Here is a 24,566-nt window from a genome sequence, read left to right on the forward strand (position 1 = left end):
GCGGCGACCGGACGACAATCGGACCATGGACCGCACCGCACTCGCCGACTTCCTGCGCCGCCGCCGCGAAGCACTCCGGCCGGAGGACGTCGGCCTGCCCCGGGGCGCCCGCCGGAGGGCTCCGGGGCTGCGCCGGGAGGAGGTCGCCTCGCTCGCCGTGATGTCGACCGACTACTACACCAGGCTGGAGCAGCGGCGCGCCCCCCAGCCCAGCGAGCACATCCTGTCCTCGCTCGCGCGGGCGCTGCGACTGACCGGGGACGAACGCGACTACCTGTACCGGATCGCCGGGCGCAACGCCCCCGCCGCACCGTCGGCCCCGCCCCACGTCGCCCCCGCGCTGCTGCGGGTGCTCGACCGCCTCGACGACACCCCGGCGCTCGTTCTGGGCGACCTGGGCGAGACCCTGGTGCAGAACGGCCTGGCCGCGGCGCTGTTCGGCGACGCCTCGCACCTGACCGGCCCGGCCCGCAGCGCGATCTACCGCTGGTTCACCGACCCCGCCGCCAGGTCCCTCTACCCCGAGGAGGACCGCGACCGGCAGAGCCGCGCCCAGGTGGCGAACCTGCGCGCCGCCCACGGCGTCCGCGGCCCGCGCTCCAGCGCGGGCGAGCTGGTGCGGGCCCTGAGCGCGGCCAGCGAGGAGTTCGTCGACCTGTGGGCGCGGCACGAGGTCGCCCGGCGCTTCGAGGACCGCAAGACGCTCGTCCACCCCGAGGTCGGGCCGATCGAGGTCGACTGCCAGGCCCTGTTCACCGAGGACCAGTCCCAGGTGCTGCTGGTGCTCACGGCCGCGCCGCGCAGCGAGAGCGAGGAGAAGCTGCGCCTGCTCGCCGTGCTGGGGCAGAGCCGCTTCGCCGCCGCCGACCGCTGAACCGGCGCGTCCGTTCGCGGTCCGAGCGGGGAACACGCAGGCTGTTCCGGGGGATTCGTCCCCATTCGTCACCACCGTCCGGCCTGCGAGGAGAGCAAGGACATGAAGGCAGCCGTCGTCCGGGACTTCACCGAACCGCTGGAGATCGAGGAGCGCGAGGTGCCGTCCCCGCAGCCGCACCAGGTGCTGGTGCGGATCGAGTGCTCCGGCCTGTGCCACACCGACATCCACGCCGCGCACGGCGACTGGCCGGTCAAGCCGTCCCCGCCGTTCGTGCCCGGCCACGAGGGCGTCGGCATCGTGGAGTCGGCCGGCGCGAACGTCCGGCACGTCCAGGTCGGCGAGCGGGTGGCGATCCCGTGGCTGGCCGATGCCTGCGGCCGGTGCGACCACTGCGTGACCGGCTGGGAGACGCTCTGCCTCGCCCAGCACAACTCCGGCTACTCGGTGGACGGCGCGTACGCGCAGTACGCGCTGGCGCACGGCGACTACGTCGTCCCGGTGCCGGACGGGGTGGACCCGATGGACGCCGCCCCGCTGTCCTGCGCGGGCGTCACCACGTACAAGGCGGTCAAGCTCTCCGGCGCCCGGCCGGGCACCCGGGTGCTGGTCTCCGGCATCGGCGGCCTCGGCCACCTCGCGCTGCAGTACGCCCGGATCTCCGGCGCCGAGACGGTCGCCGTCGACATCACCGACGACAAGCTGGAGCTGGCGCAGGAGCTCGGCGCCGACCACGTCCTCGACGCCCGCACCCAGGACGTCGCGCACGAGGTGCGGAAGCTCGGCGGCGCGGACGCGGCGGTCTCGCTGGCGGTCTCCAACGCCTCCTTCCGGGCCGCCTACGACTCGCTGCGCCGCGGCGGCACGCTCGTCCTGGTCGCGCTGCCCGCCGAGGGCGAGCTGACCCTGCCGGTCTTCGACACGGTGCTGAACGGGACGAAGGTGATCGGTTCGATCGTCGGCACCCGGCAGGACCTGGCGGAGGTGTTCCGGCTGCACCGGCTGGGCCGGACGAAGGTGATCCGGGAGACCCGCAGGCTGGAGGACGTCAACTCCTGCTTCGCGGAGGTGCTGGCCGGCAAGGTCTCGGCCCGGCTGGTGTTCGACCTGCGCTGACCTCCGCAAGCCGGGGGAGCGGACCGAGGACGGCACCGACCGGTTCCGTCCTCTTCTGCAAATCAACGCAAGCCGCTTGCGTTTTCTGTCGTACACTCGGCGCATGACACGACGACTTGCCGAGGTGGCGAAGAAGGTCGGGGTCAGCGAGGCGACCGTCAGCCGGGTGCTGAACGAGAAGCCCGGTGTCTCCGAAGCGACCAGGGCGGCCGTTCTCACCGCCCTCGACGTGCTCGGCTACGAGCGGCCCACCCAGTTGCGCGGGGAGCGCGCCCGCCTGATCGGGCTGGTCCTGCCGGAGTTGGGCAACCCGATCTTCCCGGCGTTCGCCGAGGCGGTGGGCGGCGCGCTGGCCGGCCAGGGCTTCACCCCGGTGCTGTGCACCCAGACCGCGGGCGGGGTCTCCGAGGCCGACTACGTCGACCTGCTGCTGGAGCAGCACGTCTCCGGCGTGGTGTTCTTCGGCGGCCTGTACGCCCAGGGCGACGCGCCGCACGACCACTACCAGCGCCTGGCCGAGCGCAGCCTGCCGACGGTGCTGCTGAACGCCGCGATCGAGCACCTGGACTTCCCCCGGGTCTCCTGCGACGACGCGGTGGCGGTCGAGCAGGCCTTCGGCCACCTGCGGCAGTTGGGGCACACGGAGGTCGGCCTGGTGCTCGGCCCGCTGGACCACATGCCCTCGCAGCGCAAGCTGGCCGCGGCCCGGGCGGTGGTGGCCAAACTGGGCCTCGAACTGCCGGACGAGCACGTCGAGCGGGCGCTGTTCAGCCTGGAGGGCGGCCAGGCGGCCACCACCCGGCTGCTGCGCCAGGGCGTCACCGGCGTGGTCTGCGCGAGCGACCCGCTGGCGCTGGGCGCGGTGCGTGCGGTGCGCCGGGCCGGGCTCGCGGTGCCGGACGACGTCTCGGTGGTCGGCTACGACGACTCCTCGTTCATGATGTGCACCGATCCGCCGCTGACCACCGTCCGGCAGCCGATCGAGGCGATGGGCCGGGCGGTGGTGGAACTGCTGGTCGGCGAGATCGCCGGGGTCCGGGTCACCCACGACGAGCTGCTCTTCGAGCCCGAGCTGGTGGTGCGCGGATCGACCGCGCCGGCCCGCGCGCGGGGCTGACCGGCAGCGGGCAGCGGCCCCCGAGGGGGCGTCAGGGCAAGGCCGCCGAGCGGGCGGGCACTTCGGTGCCCGCCCGCTTTTCGTGTGCGCACGCTTGCACCGATCCGTTGACATGTTCGTAGCGTCGCTGTAACTCTTGGCTGCCATCGCGCAAAAGATAGACAGAAGACTGTCATCTTCTTGACCTTGTGAAGGGACGTCATGAGATCGAAGCGCATAACCGCGCGGCTGACGGCGTCGTCAGCCGCGCTGGGAATGCTCCTGCTCGCCGGGCCGCTGCTCCCGGCGGCGCAGGCGGCCGGAGGGCCGAACCTGGCGCTCGGCAAGACCGTCACCGCCTCCAGCGCCAACGGCGCCTACACGGCCGGCAACGTCAACGACGGCAACCAGGACAGCTACTGGGAGTCCAACGGCATCGCCTCCGCGCAGTGGGTCCAGGTCGACCTGGGCGCGGCGGCCCCCATCGACACCGTGGTGCTGAAGATCCCCGGCTCCTGGGGCGCCCGGACCGAGACGCTCAGCGTGCTCGGCTCCACCGACGGCACGAACTTCTCCACCATCACCTCCGCGGCCGACCACACCTTCGACCCGGCCTCCGGCGACCGGGTGACGATCTCCTTCGGGGCCACCAGCGCCCGCTACGTGCGGGTCAGCATCACCGCCAACACCGGCTGGCAGGCCGCCCAGATCTCCGAGTTCGAGGTCTACGGCGCCACCTCCGCCTCGGCGAACCTGCTGGCCGGGCGCACCTTCACCGCCAGCGGCTACTCGCAGACCTACGTGGCGGGCAACGTCGGCGACGGCAACCAGGCCACCTACTGGGAGAGCGCCAACAACGCCTTCCCGCAGTGGATCCAGGGCGACCTGGGCTCCGCCGTCCCGGTCAACAAGCTGGTGCTGAAGCTGCCGGCCGGCTGGGAGAAGCGCACCGAGACGCTCAAGGTCCAGGGCTCCACCGACGGCACCAACTTCACCGACCTGGCCGCCTCGGCCGGCTACGTGTTCGACCCGGCCGCCGGCAACGCGGTGACGGTCAACCTGGCGACCACCACCACCCGGTACCTGCGGCTGGCCTTCACCGCCAACACCGCCTGGCCGGCCGGCCAGCTCTCCGAGTTCGAGGCGTACGGCCCGACCTCCGGCGACACCCAGGCGCCCAGCGCCCCGGCCAACCTGGCGTACAGCTCGCCCGCGGCCGGGCAGACCAAGCTGACCTGGGGGGCGTCCACTGACAACGTGGGCGTCACCGGCTACGACGTGTACGCCAACGGCGCGCTGCTGACCTCGGTGTCGGGCACCACCCTGACGTACACCGACAGCCGCTCCGACAGCCAGACGGTGTCGTACTACGTGAAGGCGAAGGACGCGGCGGGCAACCAGTCCGCGGCCTCCAACACCGTCACCCGCACCGGCCAGTCCGGCGACACCCAGGCGCCCAGCGCCCCGGCCAACCTGGCGTACAGCTCGCCCGCGGCCGGGCAGACCAAGCTGACCTGGGGGGCGTCCAGCGACAACGTGGGCGTCACCGGCTACGACGTGTACGCCAACGGCGCGCTGCTGACCTCGGTGTCGGGCACCACCCTGACGTACACCGACAGCCAGCCGGACACCGCGACCGTCTCGTACTACGTGAAGGCGAAGGACGCGGCGGGCAACACCTCCGCGGCGTCCAACACCGTGGTGCGCACCGGCAGCGGGGGAGGGACGGGCACCAACCTGGCGGCGGGCAAGCCGATCTCGGCCTCCTCCTCCACCTTCACCTTCGTGGCGACCAACGCCAACGACAACGACACCGCGACCTACTGGGAGGGCGCGGCGGGCAGCTACCCGAGCACCCTCGCGGTGAAGCTGGGCGCCAACGCGACCACCAGCGCGGTGGTGGTCAAGCTCAACCCCGCCTCGGCCTGGGGCCCCCGCACCCAGACCATCGAGGTGGACGGCCGCGAGCAGAGCGCGAGCGGCTTCACCACCCTGGTGCCGGCGCAGAGCTACACCTTCGACCCGGCGAGCGGCAACGCCGTCACCATCCCGGTCTCCGCGACCGTCGCCGACGTGCAGCTGAAGTTCACCGCCAACTCCGGCTCCAGCGGCGGCCAGGCCGCCGAGTTCCAGGTGATCGGCGTCCCGGCCCCCAACCCGGACCTGAGCGTCACCTCGGTCGGCAGCAACCCGGCCGCCCCGGTCGAGACCGACACCCCGACCCTGTCGGCGGTGGTGAAGAACGGCGGCACCAACCCCTCCGGCGCCACCTCGGTCAACTTCTACCTGGGCACCGCCAAGGTCGGCTCGGCCAACGTCGGCGCCCTCGCAGCCGGTGCCTCCACCACCGTGACCGCGCAGATCCCGGCGCAGAACGCGGGCAGCTACCAGCTGACCGCGAAGGTCGACGAGGACAACAAGGTCATCGAGCAGGACGAGACCAACAACTCGTTCACCGCCGCGAGCGTCCTGACGGTCAGCCAGGTCGCCTCCTCCGACCTGGTCGCCGCCCCCTCGACCTGGTCGCCCTCCAACCCCGCCGACGGCAGCGCGGTGAACTTCACCGTCGCGGTCAAGAACCAGGGCACGGTGGCCAGCGCCGCCGGCAGCCACGGCATCACCGTCACCATCGCGGACGCCACCAGCGGCACCGTGCTGAAGACCCTGACCGGCGCGTACAGCGGCACGCTCGCCCCCGGCGCCACCGGCGGCCCGGTCTCGCTGGGCAGCTGGACCGCCGCCAACGGCCGCTACACCGTCAGGACGGTGATCGCCGACGACGGCAACGAGCTGCCCGTCAAGCAGGCCAACAACGCCAGCAGCCAGTCGCTGTACGTCGGCCGCGGCGCCAACATGCCGTACGACACGTACGAGGCCGAGGACGGCGCGCTGGCCGGCGGCGCCCGGGTGGTCGGCCCCAACCGCACCATCGGCGACCCGGCGGGCGAGGCCTCCGGCCGCAAGGCCGTCACCCTCAACTCGACCGGCTCCTCGGTGGAGTTCACCACCAAGGCCGCGACCAACACCCTGGTCACCCGGTTCTCCATCCCGGACGCGGCGGGCGGCGACGGCACCAGCGCCACCCTGAACGTCTACGTGGACGGCACCTTCCTCAAGTCGATCGACCTGACCTCCAAGTACGCCTGGCTGTACGGCTCGGAGACCGGCCCCGGCAACACCCCGAGCGCCGGCAGCCCGCGGCACGTCTACGACGAGGCCAACGTCCTGCTGGGCACCACCGTCCCGGCCGGGCACCGGATCAAGCTGCAGAAGGACGCCGCGAACACCTCGCAGTACGCGATCGACTTCGTCAGCCTGGAGCAGGCCACCCAGGTCCCCAACCCGGACCCGGCCAAGTACGCCGTCCCGGCCGGCTTCTCGCACCAGGACGTGCAGAACGCCCTGGACAAGGTCCGGATGGACACCACCGGCACCCTGGTCGGCGTCTACCTCCCGGCCGGCGACTACCAGACCGCGAGCAAGTTCCAGGTCTACGGCAAGCCGGTGAAGGTGGTCGGCGCCGGCCCCTGGTTCACCCGGTTCTACGCCCCGACCAGCCAGTCCAACACCGACGTCGGCTTCCGGGCCGAGTCCACCGCCAACGGCTCGACCTTCAGCGGGTTCGCCTACTTCGGCAACTACACCTCGCGGATCGACGGCCCCGGCAAGGTGTTCGACTTCGCCAACGTCGCCAACATCACGATCGACAACATCTGGACCGAGCACATGGTCTGCATGTACTGGGGCGCCAACACGGACTTCATGACGATCACCAACTCGCGGATCCGGGACACCTTCGCCGACGGCATCAACATGACCAACGGCTCCACCGACAACCTGGTCTCCAACAACGAGGCCCGGGCCACCGGTGACGACTCCTTCGCGCTGTTCTCCGCGATCGACGCGGGCGGCGCGGACGAGAAGAACAACGTGTTCCAGAACCTCACCTCGATCCTGACCTGGCGCGCGGCGGGCGTCGCGGTGTACGGCGGCTACGCCAACACCTTCCGCAACATCTACATCGCGGACACCCTCTGCTACTCGGGCATCACCATCTCCTCGCTGGACTTCGGCTACCCGATGAACGGCTTCGGGGCCTCGCCCACCACCAACCTGCAGAACATCTCCCTCGTCCGGGCCGGCGGCCACTTCTGGGGCCAGCAGGTCTTCCCGGCGATCTGGGTGTTCTCCGCCTCCAAGGTGTTCCAGGGCATCCGGGTGAGCGACGTGGACATCGTCGACCCCACCTACAGCGGCATCATGTTCCAGACCAACTACTCGGGCGGCCAGCCGCAGAACCCGATCACCGACACCGTCTTCACCAACGTGTCGATCAGCGGGGCGCAGCGGAGCGGTGACGCCCTCGACGCCAAGTCCGGGTACGGCATCTGGGCCAACGAGATGCCGGAGGCGGGGCAGGGCCCGGCGGTCGGCAGCGTCACCTTCAACCACCTGACGCTGAGCAACAACTACAAGGACATCCAGAACACCACCTCGACGATGCGCATCACCGTCAACCCGTAACACCCTCCCGCCGCCGGGGCGGGGCGCGGACGGCCCCTGACCGCCGTCGCGCCCCGTCCCGGCAGGTCTGCGGCCCGGCCGCCGGCCGACGGCCCGTGACGCCCTCCCCGGGGGCGTTGCGGGCCGTTGCCGCGTTCCGGGCCGTCCCGTGTCACGGTACGCGCAAGCGAAAGTCACGTTTTTGCGAAATACAGTCGACATCTTGTGGCAACCTGTCGGCGGCTGCTTAAGTAGTCGGCACATCCCCACCGCAAACCAACGGGCTTCCACGGCGCCTGCCGTCTGCTGCGCGCTGCCCTCCTGTGCTCGAAAGGGACCACCCCCCATGAACCGTGACCGGCTCCTCCGCAGATCCGTCGCCCTGGTCGCCGCGGCCGGCCTGGCGCTCACCGCCGCGGCCTGCTCGTCCAGCTCGGGCTCCTCGGACGGCGGCGACAAGGGCGGCAGCGCGGACGCCGCGGCGCCCCTCGACCCGAACACCAAGGTCACCCTCTCGATCGACTGCGAGCCCCCGGTCACCAAGGCCGCCGAGCGCAAGCAGTGGGAGGACGACATCAAGGAGTTCAACAAGCAGTACCCGAACGTCACCATCAACGCGAAGGACGCCTCGCCCTGCGAGGAGCCGCCGGCCTTCACCGCCCAGCTCAAGGGCAAGACCCAGCCCGACGTCTTCTACAGCTACTTCACCGACCTGAACCAGGTGCTGGACGAGGACGGCGCCGAGGACATCAGCGCCTACGTCAACGAGAAGACCGTCCCCGCGCTCAAGGACATCGACCCCTCGGTGCTGGCCACCCTCAAGTCGGACGGCAAGCTGTACGGCCTGCCCACCTCCAACTACAAGATGGGCCTGCTCTACAACCGCAAGCTCTTCACCCAGGCCGGCCTGGACCCGGACAAGCCGCCGACGACCTGGCCCGAGGTCCGCGAGGCCGCCAAGAAGATCGCCGCGCTCGGCAACGGCGTCAACGGCTACGGCGACTACAGCGCCACCAACCAGGGCGGCTGGCACTTCACCGCCGAGCTCTACGGCCTCGGCGGCTCGATGACCACCGAGGACGGCAAGAAGGCCGCCTTCAACACCGCCGAGGGCAAGCAGGTCCTGCAGAACCTGTACGACATGCGCTGGACCGACAACTCGATGGGCGCCACCCAGGGCCTCAAGTGGCCCGACCTGATGACCCAGATGTCCTCCGACAAGCTCGGCATGTACATCGGCGCCCCGGACGACATCACGTACATGGTCCAGACCCTCAAGGGCAAGTACGAGGACTACGGCATGGGCCCGATGATCGGCGGCAAGGGCGCCCTGCTCGGCGGCAACGACTACCTCTTCAAGAAGGGGTCCACCCCGGACCAGATCAAGGCCGGCATCGCCTGGATCAACTTCAAGTACCTGACCGTCGGCAAGGGCCAGTTCCAGTACTCCCGCAACAAGGCCGACGGCCTGCCGGTCGGCCTGCCGCAGCCCGCCTTCTTCACCGGCGCCAGCCTGGAGGCCGACAACAAGGCCAAGGCCGCCGACGCCACCGTCCCGGTCGCCAACTACGCGCCGTTCATCAACACCCCCGTGCCCGGCAAGACGGAGCCCGCCAACGCCCAGCAGATCTACAAGGTCCTGGACAACGCCGTCTCCGGTGTCCTGACCGACAAGGGCGCCGGCGTCGACAAGCTCCTGTCCGACGCCGAGACCCAGGTCAACCAGGTCCTGGCGAGCCTCCAGTAACACCCCGACCGGGGCCGGCCGCACGGGCCGGCCCCGGTCCTGATTCCCCTTCGGAGACACCCATGCGGCAAACACTGCGCCGAAACGTGACCGCGCACGGTTTCCTGCTCGGCGCGCTGCTCTGCTTCGCCCTCTTCTCGTGGTACCCGATGATCCGCGAGATCGTGATGAGCTTCCAGCGCACCAAGCGCGGCCACACCCGCTGGGTCGGCCTGGACAACCTGGACCTGCTCACCCAGGACCCCGCGTTCTGGCAGGCCTGGCGCAACACCCTGCTGTTCACCGTGCTCGCCCTCGCCCTGGGCTTCGCCGTCCCCTTCGTGGTCGCCATCGTGCTCAACGAACTGCGGCACGCCAAGGGCTACCTGCGGGTCCTGGTCTACCTGCCGGTGATGATGCCGCCGGTGGCCTCCGTGCTGCTGTTCAAGTACTTCTACGACCCGGGCTACGGCCTCTTCAACAACATCCTGCACACCCTGCACCTGCCGACCTCGGCCTGGCTCAACTCCTCCGACACCGCGATGATCTCGGTGGTCATCGCGGCGACCTGGATGAACATGGGCGGCGCCACCCTGATCTACCTGGCCGCGCTGCAGACCATCCCCGGCGAGCTGTACGAGGCCGCCGAACTCGACGGCGCCGGCCTCCTGCGCCGGATCTGGCACGTCACCATCCCGCAGACCAGGCTGATCCTCTCGCTGCTCCTGCTGCTGCAGATCGTCGCCACCATGCAGGTGTTCGTCGAGCCCTACCTGCTCACCGGCGGCAACGGCCCGCAGGGCTCCACCACCACCGTGGTCTACCTGATCTACCAGTACGCGTTCAACTTCAACAACTACGGCGCCGCCTCGGCGCTCGGCCTGGTCCTGCTGCTCGTCCTCGCGGCCTTCTCCGCGGTGTACGTCCGGCTGTCCCGGAACAACGACTAGGAGGCCGCCGTGCGCACCCTGATATCCGACACCCAGCTCAACCGCCGCCGCGGCAGGATCGTCTACCGGATCGTCCTGTGCCTCGTCGTCGGCGGCTTCACCCTGGTCTTCCTCGGCCCGCTCTACTGGCTGGTCACCGGCGGCCTGAAGACCACCCAGGAAGTCATCCAGAACCCGCCCACGCTCTTCCCGCACTCGGTCCACTTCGACACCTACGGCGAGGCCTGGTCGAAGATGCGGATGGGCCGGCTGCTGTTCAACACGCTCTACTACGCGTTCGGCGCGCTCGCCTTCCAGCTGGTCTTCGACGTCGCCGCCGCCTACGCGCTCTCCAAGCTCCGCCCGGTGCTCGGCAACGTCATCCTCGGCATGATGCTGGCCACCCTGATGATCCCCTCCGCGGTGCTCATCGTCCCGCAGTACCTGACCGTGCTCGACCTGCCGCTGCTGCACGTCAACCTGGTCAACACCCCGTGGGCGATCTGGCTGCCCACCGTCGCCAACGCCTTCAACATCTTCCTGCTGAAGCGGTTCTTCGACTCCGTCCCGGACGAACTGCTGGCCGCCGCCTCGGTCGACGGCGCCGGACCGCTGCGCACCCTGTGGTCGATCATCCTGCCGATGTCCCGGCCGATCCTCGGCGTGGTCTCCATCTTCGCGGTGGTGAACGTCTGGAAGGACTTCCTCTGGCCGCTGCTGGTGCAGACCGACCCGAAGAACCAGACGCTCAACATCGGCATCACCTCGCTGTCCACCGGCGTCCCGCAGAACGTCGTCATCGCCGCGCTGGCCATCGCCTCCGCGCCGACCGTCGTGTTCTTCCTGATCTTCCAGCGCAACATCATGGCCGGCCTCACCGCCGGCTCCATCAAGGGCTGACGCTCCGTCACCTCCCGAAAGGACAACCCGCCGTGGCACATCAGCCCGCGACCTCCGAGTGGTGGCGCGACGCCGCGATCTACCAGGTCTACCCCCGCTCCTTCGCCGACGGCAACGGCGACGGCGTCGGCGACCTGGCCGGAGTCCGCGCCCGCCTGCCGTACCTCGCCGAACTCGGCGTCGGCGCGATCTGGTTCAACCCCTGGTACCCGTCCCCGATGGCCGACGGCGGCTACGACGTCGCCGACTACCGCGGCGTCGAACCGGTCTTCGGCACCCTCGAAGAGGCCGAACTGCTCATCGCCGAGGCCCGCCGGCTCGGCCTGCGCACCATCGTCGACATCGTCCCCAACCACGTCTCCGACCAGCACCCCTGGTTCCGGGCCGCGCTGGCCGCCGCCCCCGGCAGCCCGGAGCGCGAGCTGTTCCACTTCCGCGAGGGCCGCGGCGAGAACGGCGAACTCCCGCCCAACGAGTGGAAGTCCGAGTTCGGGGGCTGCCCCTGGACCCGCCTCCCCGACGGCCAGTGGTACCTGCACCTGTTCGCCGCCGCCCAGCCCGACCTCAACTGGGCGCACCCCGCCGTCCGCGAGGAGCACCTGGAGATCCTGCGCTTCTGGTTCGACCGCGGCGCCGCCGGCGTCCGGATCGACTCCGCCGGACTGCTCACCAAGGACCCCGACCTCGCCGACGTCGAACCCGGCCGCCCGCACCCCTACGTCGACCGCGACGACCTGCACGAGATCTACCGCAGCTGGCGCGCCGTCGCCGACTCCTACAGCCCGCCGCGCGTCCTGATCGGCGAGATCTGGGTCCCCGACGCCGAACGCTTCGCCCGCTACCTGCGCCCGGACGAGATGCACACCGCGTTCAACTTCGACTTCCTGGCCCGCCCCTGGGACGCCGCCGCGCTGCGCGAGTCCATCGACACCACCCTCGCCGCGCACGCCCCCGTCGGCGCCCCCGCCACCTGGGTGCTCGCCAACCACGACATCACCCGCACCGTCACCCGCTACGGCCGCGAGGACACCCGCTTCCAGTTCGCCACCAAGTCCTTCGGCACCCCCACCGACCTCGGCCTCGGCCGCCGTCGGGCCCGCGCCGCCGCCCTGCTCAGCGCGGCCCTGCCCGGTGCGCTCTACCTCTACCAGGGCGAGGAGCTCGGCCTGCCCGAAGTCGAGGACCTCCCGCTGGACTCCCTCCAGGACCCGATGCACTTCCGCTCCGGCGGCACCGACCCCGGCCGCGACGGCTGCCGCGTCCCGCTCCCCTGGAGCGGCGCCCACCCGCCCTACGGCTTCACCCGCGACGGCAAGGACCCCTGGCTCCCGCAGCCCCCCGACTGGGCGCCCCTCACCGTCGAGGCCCAGAGCGGCGACCCGGACTCCATGCTCACCCTCTACCGCGAGGCCCTCCGCCTGCGCCGCGAACTGCGCGGCGACTTCGCCTGGCTCCCCGACGCCCCCGGAGGCGTCCTGGCCTTCCGCCGCGGCGACGTCCGCTGCCTGGTCAACCTCTCCGCCCCGCCGCTCCCGCTCGACGGCGAGGTCCTCCTGGCCTCCGGCCCCCTGCCGGACGGCCGACTGCCCGCCGACACGGCGGTCTGGCTCCGGTAAGGCCGGACCGAGGGCGCGAGAACAGGGGTGCGAGGAGCCGCGCGCGCCGGCGAACCGGCCGACGCGCGCGGCTAGTCGGACCAGCCCTCCCGGTACGCCGCCCAGTGGTCCGGCGTCGCCGCGAAGTCCACGTACAGCGCGAGGCCGAAGTTCTGCCGCCCGCCCGGGCCGAGGCCCAGCCGCGCCCCGCGGACCGCCGCGCGGACGGTCTCGGCGTCGCCCCGGTGCGAGGGCGTGTCCGCCCAGTACGCGGGCAGGCCCATCAGCAGGTCGACGTCCGGCGGGGTGTTGGCGAGGGCGAGCGAGGTCTGCCGGGCGACGTAGCCGCCGTACAGGGACTCCACCGGCATCGAGGTATCGTAGGACATCACCGCGACCTGGTCGACCCGCCGCGCCGCCGCCGCGAAGTACCCGGCCGACCAGTACTTGCCGTGGTCGCTGAGCGCGAAGGTGACCCGGCCCAGCCCGGGGACGGGGTCGATCTGCGGGGCGGCGATGGACAGCGGCACCGAGCGGGCGGCGGTCAGCCCGTGCACCTGGTCGAGCAGGGCGAGGAAGCCGGGGGAGCCCGAGTGCACCGGCTCCAGGTCGAAGTGGACGCCGTCGAAGCCCAGGTCGAGGACCTGCCCCGCGGCGGCGGCGATCCGGTCCCGGACGTCGGCGCGGTCCAGGTGCAGGCCGACCTTCTCCGGCGCCACCACGTCCCCCAGCCAGGACTGGACCCGCACCCCCGGCATCGCCGCGTGCGCCCGGGCCAGGAAGTCCGCCGCGCCGGGCGCCAGCGCCGGGTCGAGCGAGCCGTCGTGCTCCAGCGGCCCGGTGTGCACGTACAGGTCGTGGATGCCGGTGCGGCGCACCTTCGCGGCCAGCGCGGTCAGCTCCTCGGGCGTGCGCCGCCCGTCGACCCAGGCGTGGCCCAGCCAGATCGCGTCCTTGCCGCGGGTGCGGGCGTCCGCGGCCGGCTCGCCGGCGTACTCCCAGCGCAACGCCGCGGCCGCGCCGAGCACCGGCAGCACCACCAGGGCGAGCGCGGTGCCCAGCGCGGTGAGGACGCGCCGGCGCCGGCTCCAGCGGATCCGCCCGCGCCGGCGGCGGCGCACCCGGGCGGCCAGTGTCCGCCATTCGGACGGACGCAGGGCGAGCCCCGCGCGCTTCCACCGGCTCTGCTCCCCCGAAGCGGGCATGATCGTGCTCCCTTCCGGTGGACAGGGACGCCCACAATGTGGAAAAGGTTCCGCCCGGACCCGGCCGGACCGATACCCTGGCGGGGTGCACCCCCGGTCCAGGCGGGGTGCATAGCCGACAGCCGTCGCACTCAGGGAGCAGCCACATGGCCACCGTTGTACCCACGTCCGCCCAGCAGGACCGCGCCGACGCCCTGCGAGAGGCCCTCGCCACCCGAGTCGTGGTCGCCGACGGGGCGATGGGCACGATGCTCCAGGCGCAGGACCCGACGATGGAGGACTTCCAGCAGCTGGAGGGCTGCAACGAGGTCCTGAACGTCACCCGCCCCGACATCGTGCGCTCGGTGCACGAGGCGTACTTCGCGGTCGGTGTGGACTGCGTGGAGACCAACACCTTCGGCGCGAACCACTGGGCGTTGAGCGAGTACGACATCCCGGAGCGGATCTTCGAGCTGTCCGAGGCGGGTGCCCGGATCGCCCGCGAGGTGGCCGACGAGTTCACCGCCGGGGACGGCCGCGTCCGGTGGGTGCTGGGCTCGATGGGCCCGGGCACCAAGCTGCCGACGCTGGGTCACACCACGTTCGAGGTGGTCCGCGAGGGCTTCCGGCGCAACGCGGCGGGCCTGATCGCCGGCGGTGTGGACGCGCTGCTGATCGAGACCAGCCAGGACCTGTTGCAGACCAAGGCGTCGGTGCTGGGCTGCAAGGCCGCGCTGGCGGAGGCGGGCGTGAACCTGCCGGTCCTCGCCCAGGTGACGGTGGAGACCACGGGCACGATGCTGCTGGGCTCGGAGATCGGTGCGGCGCTGGCGGCGCTGGAGCCGCTGGGCATCGACTTCATCGGCATGAACTGCGCCACCGGCCCGGCCGAGATGAGCGAGCACCTGCGCTACCTGGCGAAGAACGCCAAGGTCGGCCTGTCCTGCATGCCGAACGCGGGCCTGCCGGTGCTGGGCAAGGACGGCGCGCACTACCCGCTCAGCCCGGCCGAACTCGCCGACGCCCACGAGGGCTTCGTGCGCGACTACGGCCTGGCCCTGGTCGGCGGCTGCTGCGGCACCACCCCCGAGCACCTGCGGCAGGTGGTCGAGCGGGTCCAGGGCCTGCCGATCACGGCGCGCGACCCGCGGCCGGAGGCGTCGGCCGCCTCCCTCTACCAGGCGGTGCCGTTCCGGCAGGACACCTCGTACCTGGCGATCGGGGAGCGGACCAACGCCAACGGGTCGAAGAAGTTCCGCGAGGCGATGCTCGCCGCCGACTGGCAGACCTGCGTGGAGATCGCGCGCGAGCAGATCCGCGAGGGCGCGCACCTGCTGGACGTGTGCGTGGACTACGTGGGCCGTGACGGTGTGGCGGACATGCGGGAGATCGCCGGCCGGCTGGCGACCGCCTCCACGCTGCCGATCGTGCTGGACTCCACCGAGCCGCCGGTCCTCAAGGCCGGTCTGGAGATGCTGGGCGGCCGGGCGGTGCTGAACTCGGTCAACTACGAGGACGGCGACGGCCCGGACACCCGGTTCGGCAGGATCGCCGCGCTGGCCCGCGAGCACGGCGCCGGGGTGATCGCGCTGACCATCGACGAGGAGGGCCAGGCCCGCACCGCCGAGACCAAGGTCGCCATCGCCGAGCGCCTGATCGGCCAGCTCACCGGCGAGTACGGCATCGACGAGTCCTCGATCCTGGTGGACTGCCTGACCTTCACCCTGGCCACCGGCCAGGAGGAGTCGCGCCGCGACGGCATCGAGACCATCGAGGCGATCCGCGAGCTCAAGCGCCGCCACCCGGACGTGCAGACCACCCTCGGGCTGTCGAACATCTCCTTCGGCCTCAACCCGGCCGCCCGCCAGGTCGTCAACTCCGTGTTCCTGCACGAGTGCGTGGAAGCCGGCCTGGACTCGGCGATCGTGCACGCCGCCAAGATCCTCCCGATGAACCGCATCCCCGAGGACCGCCGGCAGGCCGCCCTCGACCTGGTCTACGACCGCCGCAGCGAGGGCTACGACCCGCTGCAGAAGCTGCTGCAGCTCTTCGAGGGCGTCTCCGCCGCCTCCTCCGCCGCGTCCAAGGCCGAGGAGCTGGCCGCCCTCCCGCTGGAGGAGCGCCTGCAGCGCCGGATCATCGACGGCGAGCGGAACGGCCTGGAGGCCGACCTGGACGCCGCGCTGGCCGAGCGCCCCGCGCTGGAGATCATCAACGACACGCTGCTGTCCGGGATGAAGGTCGTCGGCGAGCTGTTCGGCTCCGGCGAGATGCAACTGCCGTTCGTCCTGCAGTCCGCCGAGGTGATGAAGGCCGCCGTCGCCCACCTCGAACCGCACATGGAGAAGTCCGACAGCGAGGGCAAGGGCACCATCGTGCTGGCCACCGTCAAGGGCGACGTCCACGACATCGGCAAGAACCTGGTCGACATCATCCTGTCCAACAACGGCTACAACGTCGTCAACCTGGGCATCAAGCAGCCCGTCACCGCGATCGTCGAGGCCGCCCAGCAGCACAAGGCCGACGTGATCGGCATGTCCGGCCTGCTGGTCAAGTCCACGGTGATCATGAAGGAGAACCTGGAGGAGCTCAACCAGCGCGCCCTGGCCGCCGACTTCCCGGTCATCCTCGGCGGCGCCGCCCTCACCCGCGCCTACGTCGAGCAGGACCTGCACGAGATCTACGACGGCGAGGTCCGCTACGCCCGCGACGCCTTCGAGGGCCTGCGCCTGATGGACGCCCTGATCGGCATCAAGCGCGGCGTCCCCGGCGCGGCCCTGCCCGAACTGCGCAAGCGCCGGCACGCCCGGGTCGAGGTGGAGGAGCCGGAGGAGGTCAACCTCGGCCAGATCCGCTCCGACGTGGCCGTCGACAACCCGGTCCCGACCCCGCCGTTCTGGGGCGACCGGATCGTCAAGGGCATCCCGTTCCAGGACTACGCCTCCTGGCTGGACGAGGACGCCCTGTTCAAGGGGCAGTGGGGCCTCAAGGGCGGCCGCTCCGGCGGCCCCACCTACGAGGAGCTGGTGGAGACCGAGGGCCGCCCGCGCCTGCGCGGCTGGCTGGACCGGCTGCAGACCGAGGGCTGGCTGGAGCCGGCCGTGGTCTACGGCTACTTCCCGGCCAACTCCAAGGGCGACGACCTGCTCCTCTACCGCGAGGACGGCTCCGAGCTGACCCGCTTCACCTTCCCCCGCCAGCGCCGCGGCCGCCGGCTCTGCCTGGCCGACTTCTTCCGCCCGGAGGAGAGCGGCGAGCGCGACGTGGTCGGCCTGCAGGTCGTCACCATGGGCAACCGGATCTCCGAGGCCGCCAACGAGCTGTTCGCGGGCAACTCCTACCGCGACTACCTCGAACTGCACGGCCTGTCCGTCCAGCTGGCCGAGGCGCTGGCCGAGTTCTGGCACGCCCGGGTCCGCTACGAGCTCGGCTTCGGCGACGAGGACCCGCAGGACGTCCGGGACATGTTCGCGCTCAAGTACCGCGGCGCGCGCTTCTCGCTCGGCTACGGCGCCTGCCCCGAGCTGGAGGACCGGGCCAAGATCGCCGAGCTGCTCAAGCCGGAGCGGGTCGGCGTGATCCTCTCCGAGGAGTACCAGCTGCACCCCGAGCAGTCGACCGACGCCATCGTGGTCCACCACCCCGAGGCCAAGTACTTCAACGCGAGGTAGTCCTCCGACCGGGCATCATCCGTTCGCCGCACCGCCGCCCGGTGCAATCCCACCGGGCGGGCGTATTCTTGATGATCCTGAAACGGGCCGGTCCGCAGTTAGGCCCCGCCCGGCCGGTCTTGCCGGCCGGGCGGGGCCTGGCGGGCCGGCCCGTGCCATCCCCGGACGCACCCGCGCCGGGGCATCCGACAGGAAGGACGGCGCGCATGACGACGGTCTCGACCCCGCTCCGCATCGACGGGGACGGCGAGGACGGCGGCCTGCACGCCGTCCTGCTCGACATGGACGGCACCCTGGTCGACACCGAGGACTCCTGGTGGCAGGCCGAGGTCGACCTGTTCGCCGAACTCGGCCACCGGCTCACCGCCGAGGACCGCACCCACGTGGTCGGCGGCCCGATGACCCGGGTGATCGACTACCTGATCACCCGCACCGCGGTCACCCTCAGCCCGGCCGAGCTGACCGTCCTGATCAACCAGCGCTTCGTCGACCTGCTGGCCGGCGGCGTCCCGCTGATGCCCGGCGCCGAGCGGCTGCTCAACACCCTGGCCGCGCACGGCGTCCCGACCGCCCTGGTGTCCGCCTCGCACCGGCACATCATCGACATCGTGCTGCGCAGCCTGGGCGCCCAGCACTTCGCCTTCACCGTGGCCGGCGACGAGGTCGCCCGGACCAAGCCGCACCCCGACCCCTACCTGGCCGCCGCCGCCCGGTTCGGCGCCGACCCGGCCCGCTGCGTGGTCGTCGAGGACACCCCCACCGGCGTCGCCGCCGCCGAGGCGGCCGGCTGCCCGGTCATCGCCGTCCCCTCCATCGCCGCCATCGAGCCCGCCCCCGGCCGCCTGGTGCTGCCCTCGCTGGAGCACGTCGACCTCGACCTGCTGCGCACCCTGGCCGCCTCCCGGGTGTGAGCTTCGTCTCGGTCACACCCTTTGCCGGTTTCGTTCCGCGTCCGGTGGTACGCGGAACGTGTCCGTCGCCGCGGGCGAAAACGGGCATTGGCTGACAACTCGTCGGCCGTCGCGGCAAGATCATCCGAACTCGGTGCGACCGCGGACCGAACCCTCGGTGACCGCCCGGGGGCGATATGGCACGCTAAGGCGCGTTCAGTCCCCGTGCCGTGCCGCCGCCCACCCCGGAAACCCGGGACGAAGGGCGCGCGCGGCCGCAGCAGACCCGCGGCCCCGCCCGACCCCGGCGCCGGGCGGCGGGCACCGGCGACAGCCGGCCGCACGCAGTGAGGAAGACCACCCCGCATGACGACGCCCAACCGCCTGGCCGTGCTCAGCTGTGCCGCTCTCGTCGCCACCACGGCAGCCGGCTGCGCCTCCGTCGAGAAGGTCGCCGGCGGCGACGGTGACGGCACCATCACCATGGGCACCACCAACGTGACCAGCGTGCTCGACCCGGCCGGTGCGTACGACGCGGGCTCCTGGCTGATCCTGAACAACGCCTTCCAGTCGCTGCTGAGCTTCCCGCCCGGCGCGACCGAGCCGCAGCCCGACGCCGCCGAGTCCTGCCGCTTCACCGGTGCCGACGCCCTCACCTACAAGTGCACCCTGCGCAGCGGCCTGAAGTTCTCCAACGGGCACCCGCTGACCGCCCAGGACGTCAAGTTCTCCGTCGACCGGGTCAAGAAGATCGCCGACCCGTCCGGCCCGAGCCCGCTGCTGTCGACCATCGCCTCGGTGGACGCCTCCGGCGACCGCGAGGTCGTCTTCCACCTGGAGAGCCCGGACGCGGTGCTCCCGGCCAAGCTGGCCTCCGCGGCCGGCTCGATCGTCGACCACCAGGTCTTCCCGGCGGACGGGCTGCTCGGCAACACCTCCCTGGTCGGCTCCGGTCCCTACAAGATCGACTCGGTCGAGATGAAGGGCAAGGCCCCGAAGAAGATCCAGCTCAGCGCCAATCCGAGCTACCAGGGCACCGCCCAGCTGCACAACAGCAAGTTCACGGTGCAGTACTTCGACAAGCCCGAAGAGCTGAAGACCGCCCTGGACGGCAAGGCGGTCGACCTCACCGACAACAGCCTCGACCCCACCGAGGCCGCCAAGATCAGGACCGACGACCTGTCCGGCGCCGGCACCCTCCGGGTCGCCGAGGGCGCCTCCGGCGACACCCGCTACCTGGTGTTCAACACCAAGGACGAGACCGGCGGCAACCAGGCCGTCCGGCAGGCCGCCGCCCAGCTGATCGACCGCAAGGCGATCTCCCAGGACGTGTACGCGGGCACCGTGCAGCCGCTGTACTCGGTCGTCCCGGCGGGCGTGGCCGGCCACAACACCGCCTTCTTCGACAAGTACGGCGAGCCCGACCCGGTCAAGGCCAAGCGCATCCTGAACAACGCGCACGTCACCACCCCGGTCAAGCTCACCCTGACCTGGTCCCGGGCCCGGGCCGGCGCCGCCGAGCTGGAGGCCGTCAAGCAGGAGCTGGAGAACGGCGACCTGTTCCAGGTCACCGTCCAGCAGGAGCCCGACTGGACGGCCTACCAGGCCGGCTGGAAGAACGGCAGCTACCAGGCCTACACCGTCGGCTGGACGCCCGACTACGCCGACGCCGACGACTACATCAGCCCGCTGGTGGTCAACGGCGGCGCCTACCACAACGGTTGGAACAACCCGCAGATCAGCGACAAGCTGGTGCCCGAGTCGATCAAGCTCACCGACCGCACCGGCGGCGGCGCCTACGACCAGATCCAGAAGATCCTGGCCGACGCCGTCCCGATGGTCCCGCTGTTCCAGAACAAGTCCTTCTACGTCTACCACCCCGGCATCACCGGCGTGGACAGCACCATGGACAACACCGGCGTGTTCCGGTTCTGGCAGATCGGCCGCACCTCGCAGTGACCCGGGCCCCGCGCGAACGGCCCGCCACCCCCTGCGGGGTGGCGGGCCGTTCGGCGTGCCGGGCCCGGGGCCGAGCCGGGCCTACAGCGAGCCGGGGCGCACCAGGCCGCTCTCGTACGCGTACACCGCCGCCTGCACCCGGTCGCGCAGCTGCAGCTTGGTCAGCACGTGGCCGACGTGCGTCTTCACCGTGGTCTCCGAGACGAACAGCTCGGCGGCGATCTCCGCGTTCGACAGGCCGCGCGCCACCAGCCGCAGCACCTCCACCTCGCGCTCGGTCAGCACCGTCAGCGCCTGCGGCGGCGTCTCGTCCCCCGAGGGCAGCTTGGTGGCGTACATGTCCAGCAGTCGGCGGGTCACCGACGGGGCCAGCATCGCCGCGCCGTCCGCCACCACCCGGATCGCCTGCACCAGCTCCTCGGCCGGCACGTCCTTCAGCAGGAAGCCGCTGGCACCCGCCCGCAGCGCCTCCACCACGTACTCGTCCAGGTCGAAGGTGGTCAGCACCAGCACCTTCGCCGGGCCGTCCCGCTCCGGGCCGGCGATCCGCCTGGTCGCCTCCACGCCGTCCATCCGCGGCATCCGGATGTCCATCAGCACCACGTCCGGCTGCAGGGCGCGGACCTGGTCCAGCGCCTGCTGCCCGTCGCCCGCCTCGCCGACCACCACCAGGTCGGGCTCGGCCTCCAGGATCATCCGGAAACCGGTACGCAGCAGCGGCTGGTCGTCCACCAGCAGCACACGGATCGTCACCTACGACTCCTTGCCGGAAATGGTCACAGTGGTCAGCGGCAGTGGGTACGGCGGGGGAGTGCCGCCGAACTCCGGGCACGACGCCTTGTGGTCGCACCAGTCGCACAGCCGGTTGCGCGTCGCCGGGAAGTCACCGGTGGCCACCGCCGCCGAGATCGCCTCCCACAGCGCCTCCAGCTTCCGCTCCACCGCCAGCAGGTCGGCCTCGTCCGGGTCGTACGTCACCACGTCCCCGCCGCCGCCCAGGTACACCAGCTGCAGGCGCTTGGGGACGATGCCCTTCCAGCGCCACACCACCAGTGCGTAGAACTTCATCTGGAACATCGCCTTGCCCTCGAAGTCCCGCGAGGGGGCCCGGCCGGTCTTGTAGTCCACCAGCCGCACCTCGCCGGACGGCGCGACGTCCACCCGGTCGACGTACCCGCGCAGCAGCAGGCCCGAGGGCAGCGCGGTCTCCACGTACAGCTCCCGCTCCACCGGGTGCAGCCGCGCCGGGTCCTCCAGCCGGAACCACTTCTCCACCAGCTTCTCGGCGTCCGCCAGCCAGCCGGCCAACTTCTCCGGCTCGCCCGGGAACAGTTCGGACAGCTCCGGCCGTTCCCCCAGCAACCGCTCCCACTGCGGGCCCAGCAGCCCGAGCGCCCGCTGCGGCGTGCGCTCGGCCGGCGGGTGGTCGAACAGCCGCTCCAGCACCGCGTGCACCAGCGTCCCCCGGGTGGCGGCCGCGCTCGGCGGCTCCGGCAGCCGGTCGATCACCCGCAGCCGGTACAGCAGCGGGCAGGTCATGTAGTCACCCGCCCGGGACGGCGACAGCCCGGTCGGCCGGGCGGCCGGACGCGGAGCGGGCGAAGGGTCGGTCTGCTGCATGCCACGACCCTATTGCACCGGACCGACACGATGGGCGAACGGGTCGAAGAGCTGGGTATAGGAAGGGGGAGGGCGGGGTGCGCCGCCGTTCCCGGGGCGTGATCACGTAGCGTACGAGGCACCAGCGGACGGCGGGACGGAAGGAGCACGGTGAACGACACCGAGGGGCGGGCACCGGAGAAGCCGAAACCCGACGACCAGCCGCGCGGCGGCATCCTGATGGGCCGTCCCTTCGGCGTGCCCGTCTACGTCACCCCGTCCTGGTTCCTGGTCGCCGCGCTGATCACCTGGATCTTCGGCAGCCGCCTCGCCGAGGTCCTGCCCGACCTCGGCGCCGCCCGCTACCTGCTCGCCTTCTCGTTCGCCGTCGCCTTCTACGGCTCGGTGCTGGTCCACGAACTCGCCCACACCGTGGTCGGGCTGCACTACGAGCTCGGCGTGCGCCGGATCCAGCTCCAGTTCCTCGGCGGCGTCTCCGAGATCGAGAAGGAGGCCGACCGTCCCTGGCGCGAGTTCTGGCTCGCCTTCGTCGGCCCGCTGCTCTCGCTCGCCCTCGGCGGCGCCTTCTGGCTCGGCCTGCGCGCCGTCGAACCCGCCACCGTCCCCGGCGTGCTGCTCGCCGGCCTGATGGTCTCCAACCTGGTCGTCGCCGCCTTCAACCTGCTCCCCGGCCTCCCGCTGGACGGCGGGCGGATGCTGCGCGCCGTCGTCTGGGCCGTCACCGGCAACCCGATGAAGGGCACCCGGGCCGCGGTCTGGGTCGGCCGCGCGCTGGCGATCGCCGTCGTCCTCGGCCTGCCGGTCCTCAGCTCCTCCCAGGACGTCGAGCGCACCACCACCGAGGCCATGGTCGACGGCGTGCTCGCCGCCATCCTCGGATTCATCATCTGGCAGGGCGCCGGCAACTCGCTGCGCAACGCCCGCCTCAAGGAGGTGCTGCCCCGGCTCAAGGTCCGCGAGATGGCCCGCCGCAGCATCGACGTCCCCGCCGACACCCCCCTCGGCGAGGCCATGCGCCGGGCCCGCGAGGTGCACGCCGGGGCGATCGTGGTGGTCGACGGACGCGGCGAGCCGACCGCCGTGGTCAAGGAGTCCGCGGTCAGCGACGTCCCCGAGCACCGCCGCCCCTGGATCGCCGTCAGCGCCGTCTCCCGCGACCTCGAACCGGGCCTCACCGTCCCCGTCGACCTGGCGGGCGAACAGATCCTCGACACCCTGCGCCGCGCCCCCGCCACCGAGTACCTGGTGGTCCGCCCGGACGGCTCGGTCTACGGCGTCCTCTCCCTCACCGACCTCGAGCGCAAGCTCACCGCCGCGCTCCAGGGCCGCCCCTGACCGGCCCCGCGGAACCGGGACGATCATGTGGTCGGGGGCAGCCCTCCCGCTCCCGTAGGATGGCCCCCATGTCCGAACCGACCGGTGCCGCCCGCCGACGCGGGCCCTTCAAGGTCGGGGACCAGGTCCAGCTGACCGACCCCAAGGGCCGCCACTACACGTTCACGCTCCAGGCCGGGAACCAGTTCCACACCCACAAGGGTGCGTTCCCGCACGACGAGCTGATCGGCGCTCCCGAGGGCACGGTCGTCCGCACGACGGGCAACGTCCCGTACCTCGCGCTGCGCCCCCTGCTCCCCGACTACGTCCTGTCCATGCCGCGCGGCGCGGCCGTGATCTACCCCAAGGACGCGGGGCAGATCCTGGCCATGGCCGACATCTTCGCCGGCGCCCGGGTGGTCGAGGCGGGCGTCGGCTCCGGCGCCCTCTCCACCTACCTGCTGCGCGCCGTCGGCGACACCGGCATGCTCGCCTCCTACGAGCGCCGGCAGGACTTCGCCGACATCGCCAAGGGCAACGTGGAGCGCTACTTCGGCGGCCCGCACCCGGCCTGGAAGCTCACCGTCGGCGACCTCCAGGACAACCTGGTCGAGGCCGACGTCGACCGCGTCATCCTCGACATGCTCGCCCCCTGGGAGTGCCTGGACGTCGCCTCCAAGGCGCTCGTCCCCGGCGGCCTGATCTGCTGCTACGTGGCCACCACCACCCAGATGTCGCGCACCGTCGAGGCGCTGCGCGAGCACGGCAGCTTCACCGAGCCGCAGGCCTGGGAGACCATGGTCCGCACCTGGCACCTGGAGGGCCTGGCCGTCCGCCCGGACCACCGGATGATCGGCCACACCGGCTTCCTGCTCACCGCCCGCCGCCTCGCCGACGGCGTCGAGCCCCCGCTGCGCCGCCGCCGCCCCGCCAAGGGCTCCTACGGCGAGGACTACGAGACCGGCCCGGAGAGCGAGCTCACCCTCGCCGAGCGCGCCGCCGTCCGCAAGGCGCAGCGCGAAGCGGCCTCGCACGAGGCGCGGGAGCTGCCGCAGTAGCGGTCGGCGCGACCCGGCTGTCGGCGTCCTCCGCCCGGCGCCGTTGCCCGCGCCCCTGGTTGCGCGCGGTGCGCGGGTCTGTGGAAGGATGCGCGGACCGGAAAGGGCGGACCGTGAAGGGGAGTCTCGTG

General features: G+C 71.6%; 16 protein-coding genes. 13 read left to right on the forward strand and 3 right to left on the reverse strand.

What is annotated here, in order from left to right:
- The first annotated feature begins 25 nt into the window (after positions 1-25).
- From OO48_RS03880 to OO48_RS03915, 8 genes are all read left to right on the forward strand, one after another.
- Entirely contained in the window at positions 26-874 is an 849-nt protein-coding gene (locus OO48_RS03880) for a helix-turn-helix transcriptional regulator (RefSeq protein WP_033212796.1), read from the forward strand.
- 102 nt (positions 875-976) lie between these two features.
- Positions 977-1,990 (forward strand): alcohol dehydrogenase AdhP, encoded by a 1,014-nt coding sequence (gene adhP, locus OO48_RS03885; RefSeq protein ID WP_033212798.1) that lies wholly within the window; start codon positions 977-979, stop codon positions 1,988-1,990.
- A 103-nt stretch (positions 1,991-2,093) separates the two neighbouring features.
- Positions 2,094-3,107, forward strand: coding sequence for a LacI family DNA-binding transcriptional regulator (locus tag OO48_RS03890; RefSeq protein ID WP_033212799.1), 1,014 nt, complete (start codon positions 2,094-2,096; stop codon positions 3,105-3,107).
- Between the two features lie 201 nt (positions 3,108-3,308).
- Positions 3,309-7,610: a discoidin domain-containing protein gene (locus OO48_RS03895; protein WP_051731704.1), complete on the forward strand. Its 4,302-nt coding sequence runs from the start codon at positions 3,309-3,311 to the stop codon at positions 7,608-7,610.
- Between the two features lie 325 nt (positions 7,611-7,935).
- Positions 7,936-9,336, forward strand: a complete 1,401-nt coding sequence (locus OO48_RS03900) for an extracellular solute-binding protein (RefSeq protein WP_033212801.1) — start codon at positions 7,936-7,938, stop codon at positions 9,334-9,336.
- A 62-nt stretch (positions 9,337-9,398) separates the two neighbouring features.
- A complete protein-coding gene (locus OO48_RS03905; RefSeq protein WP_081951897.1) occupies positions 9,399-10,265 on the forward strand; it encodes a carbohydrate ABC transporter permease in 867 nt (288 codons plus the stop codon).
- A 9-nt stretch (positions 10,266-10,274) separates the two neighbouring features.
- The gene (locus OO48_RS03910; RefSeq protein ID WP_033212802.1) at positions 10,275-11,144 is read left to right on the forward strand and encodes a carbohydrate ABC transporter permease; all 870 of its coding nucleotides are present in this window, start codon (positions 10,275-10,277) and stop codon (positions 11,142-11,144) included.
- A 32-nt stretch (positions 11,145-11,176) separates the two neighbouring features.
- Positions 11,177-12,760 carry a glycoside hydrolase family 13 protein gene (locus OO48_RS03915; protein WP_033212804.1) on the forward strand — a complete coding sequence of 528 codons (1,584 nt, stop codon included), beginning with the start codon at positions 11,177-11,179 and terminating at the stop codon, positions 12,758-12,760.
- Positions 12,761-12,831: 71 nt separating this feature from the next.
- Here OO48_RS03915 and OO48_RS03920 read toward each other — a convergent pair whose 3' ends face one another.
- A complete protein-coding gene (locus OO48_RS03920) occupies positions 12,832-13,944 on the reverse strand; it encodes a glycoside hydrolase family 18 protein (RefSeq protein WP_106970239.1) in 1,113 nt (370 codons plus the stop codon).
- A 146-nt stretch (positions 13,945-14,090) separates the two neighbouring features.
- Here OO48_RS03920 and metH point away from each other — a divergent pair, with 146 nt between their 5' ends.
- The 3 genes from metH to OO48_RS03935 all read left to right on the forward strand — a co-directional run bounded on the left by metH (position 14,091) and on the right by OO48_RS03935 (position 20,443).
- Positions 14,091-17,594: a methionine synthase gene (gene metH, locus OO48_RS03925; protein ID WP_033212805.1), complete on the forward strand. Its 3,504-nt coding sequence runs from the start codon at positions 14,091-14,093 to the stop codon at positions 17,592-17,594.
- A 206-nt stretch (positions 17,595-17,800) separates the two neighbouring features.
- A complete protein-coding gene (locus OO48_RS03930) occupies positions 17,801-18,505 on the forward strand; it encodes an HAD family hydrolase (protein ID WP_051731705.1) in 705 nt (234 codons plus the stop codon).
- A 345-nt stretch (positions 18,506-18,850) separates the two neighbouring features.
- On the forward strand, positions 18,851-20,443 hold the full coding sequence (locus tag OO48_RS03935) for an ABC transporter substrate-binding protein (protein WP_033212806.1): 1,593 nt from the start codon (positions 18,851-18,853) through the stop codon (positions 20,441-20,443).
- Positions 20,444-20,524: 81 nt separating this feature from the next.
- On the opposite strand, the gene OO48_RS03940 is transcribed toward OO48_RS03935, so the two are convergent.
- Both OO48_RS03940 and OO48_RS03945 read right to left on the reverse strand, forming a co-directional pair.
- Positions 20,525-21,196, reverse strand: a complete 672-nt coding sequence (locus OO48_RS03940; RefSeq protein WP_033212808.1) for a response regulator — start codon at positions 21,194-21,196, stop codon at positions 20,525-20,527.
- Complete coding sequence (locus OO48_RS03945; RefSeq protein ID WP_081951898.1) at positions 21,197-22,063, reverse strand: RecB family exonuclease; 867 nt, start codon at positions 22,061-22,063, stop codon at positions 21,197-21,199. It lies immediately after the preceding gene.
- A 150-nt stretch (positions 22,064-22,213) separates the two neighbouring features.
- Here OO48_RS03945 and OO48_RS03950 point away from each other — a divergent pair, with 150 nt between their 5' ends.
- Together OO48_RS03950 and OO48_RS03955 are read left to right on the forward strand one after the other, a co-directional pair.
- Positions 22,214-23,398 carry a site-2 protease family protein gene (locus OO48_RS03950; protein WP_033212811.1) on the forward strand — a complete coding sequence of 395 codons (1,185 nt, stop codon included), beginning with the start codon at positions 22,214-22,216 and terminating at the stop codon, positions 23,396-23,398.
- A 68-nt stretch (positions 23,399-23,466) separates the two neighbouring features.
- Positions 23,467-24,435, forward strand: a complete 969-nt coding sequence (locus tag OO48_RS03955) for a tRNA (adenine-N1)-methyltransferase (protein WP_033212812.1) — start codon at positions 23,467-23,469, stop codon at positions 24,433-24,435.
- Positions 24,436-24,566 lie beyond the last annotated feature (131 nt).

This window comes from Kitasatospora phosalacinea, assembly GCF_000716545.1.
Classification (GTDB): Bacteria; Actinomycetota; Actinomycetes; order Streptomycetales; family Streptomycetaceae; genus Kitasatospora; species Kitasatospora phosalacinea.